Origin of the sequence: Mycetohabitans sp. B3 (assembly GCF_021498065.1) — a bacterium.
Lineage (GTDB): Bacteria > Pseudomonadota > Gammaproteobacteria > Burkholderiales > Burkholderiaceae > Mycetohabitans.
Map to the genome: position 1 here is coordinate 1 of NZ_JAHLKN010000054.1, position 2,294 is coordinate 2,294.

The 2,294-nt window shown below is 54.8% G+C and carries 1 protein-coding gene; it reads right to left on the reverse strand.

Annotation, left to right across the window (positions count from 1 at the left end):
- Positions 1-2,294, reverse strand: a 2,294-nt coding sequence (locus KQH55_RS15200) for a condensation domain-containing protein (RefSeq protein ID WP_373566407.1), incomplete at both ends; no start/stop codon positions are given.

Consider the following 2,294-nt stretch of genomic DNA (forward strand, 5'->3'; position numbering starts at 1 on the left):
GCGCCGGTCTAAGGCCATATAGCGCACCGTGCGATGCACAATGCCCACCCCTTTGGGTTGACCAGTCGAACCCGACGTGTACATCAAATACGCCAGTTGCTCGGGTGAGCACGCCACCATAGGGTTATCGCTTGGCTCCTGAGCGAGTGACGCATCGGCATCAACGGCAATGACATGCGCACTGAACGCATCGCAGCGCGCTTGCAATGGGCGATCCGTCAGCACGATGGGCGCGCGTGTTTCACCCAATAACGTGTGCAGCCGGCTATCAGGCCATTGCTCGTTCAGCGGCATATAGACGCCGCCGGCTTTAAGGATGGCTAGCGCTGTCACCACGCGCTCGGGCGAGCGTTGCATTAGCACGGCCACTGGCGTCTCCGCCCCCACCCCTAACCGGATCAGCCGGTGGGCCAAACGGTTCGCTTGAACATTGAGTGCCGTGTAACTAATTCGCTGTTCTTTAAAGGTAAGTGCAATGACTTCAGGTGTTGTAGCTACCTGCTCTTCGAACAACTGGTGCACGCACCGATGCGACGGATCATCGCGCTGCGTCATATTCCATGTTTCGAGCAGCAAGGTTCGTTCGTCTTCGGGCATCACCTCCAGTTGCTGAACCGGTTTGTCATGCGCATGCTCGAGTGCTTCGACAAGGCTTTCCAGTGCCCGCTGCATATACCCGCACACACGATTTGGGTCGAGTGGCTGTGCCACTTGGCAGCTCAAGCTTAAGGCTTGCTGAAAATCGTTTATCGACAACGTGACCGGATAATTGGTCCTTTCTTCTGCGCTTAACAATTCAACGCCGTCTATTGTTGGGCTTTCAGCCAAAGGCATTGCATTATGTCGATAATTGAACAATGCACTAAACAATGGCATGCCAGCCGGCACCCCACTGCAACGCTGCGCGAGTGCTAACGAAGCATGCTCGTGCTCGAGTAGCGCAGCTAAGCGTGCGTGCGTGTCACGCACGCTGTACTCAGCATGACTATGCAAATCCACACGCATTGGCAAAGTATTAACGAACAGCCCCATCGCGCTGTCTGCACCGTCACCGGCTTGCATTCGTCCAAACAGCACCGTGCCAAACACCACTTGCTGCTGGCCGCTCACGCGTGCAAGCACTTGCGCCCAGGCTAAATGGCATAAACTGGCCAGGCTTACACCCAAGCGCCTGGCCTGCGTGCGTAGCCGATCGTTCAACTCTTGCGGCAACGCTCGGTGCGTCTCAGTAATTTGGCTGCCATTGCAATGTACATCGGCTAAACCGAACGGTAGCGTAGGCTTATCCACGTTAGCCAACATGTCGGTAAAGAAACGTACATGCTCCTCTTCGCTCATGCCCAGTCGCGCTTGTACGATCGAGTTACGGAACGGCTGAGCCGGCGGCAATGTGTCACCCCGACCATCAATAAAAATTTGCACTTCGTTATTCATGACCTCCAGTGTCGAATGATCATTGATTAAATGATGAACCAATTCGATTAATAACCAGCGGCCATCGCTGTCTCGCGCAATGACGAAATGCATTAATGGCGCTTGAGTCAGATCGATGCGATATCGGCGGGTGTTGAAGCGCTCGGTCAATTGCTTGAGAATCGGCCCCTCGGCCGGGTCTAGTGTAAGCTCCATAATCCATAACGGCGCATCACGCCAGACGACCTGTGCAGGCGTAGATATATCCTCCCAAATAAATGCTGTACGCAAAATATCGTGGCGGTTCACTACCTGCTGAACTGCATCGAGATAGCAATCCAGCTTTTTTCGATCGGCAAAGGCCTTCTGAAAAAACAGCAGATAGGGGTCACCGTCGGTGGCCAGCAGATGATGAAACAAAATACCGTCCTGCAGCGGTGACAGTGCATAAATGTCTTGGATGTTTGCCACCCCGCCCGGCACTTGCTCGACAATGCGGTCAATGTCGGCTTGAGTCAGGTCAATGAGTGGCAGCATCTCCGGCGTCAGCGTAGTAGTGTCAGGCGTAATTGCATTGGGCGGCACAATCACTTCACGGTGCTGGTCCAATGATTGAGCCAGTGCACTTAACGTCGGCATATCAAATAATGCCCGCACGGACAACCCTAAGCCTCGACGTCTCAGACGCTCGATGAGTTGCACCGCCAGCAGCGAATGGCCCCCGAGTGCAAAAAAGCTGTCGTGCCGACCCACACGTTCCACTTCGAGCAATTCGGCCCAGATTTGGGCCAGCATGGTCTCCCATTCGCCTCGCGGCGCTTCATAAACATGATGCGCGAGTGCACCAGCATCTGGCTCAGGTAACGCGCGCCGATCCAGCT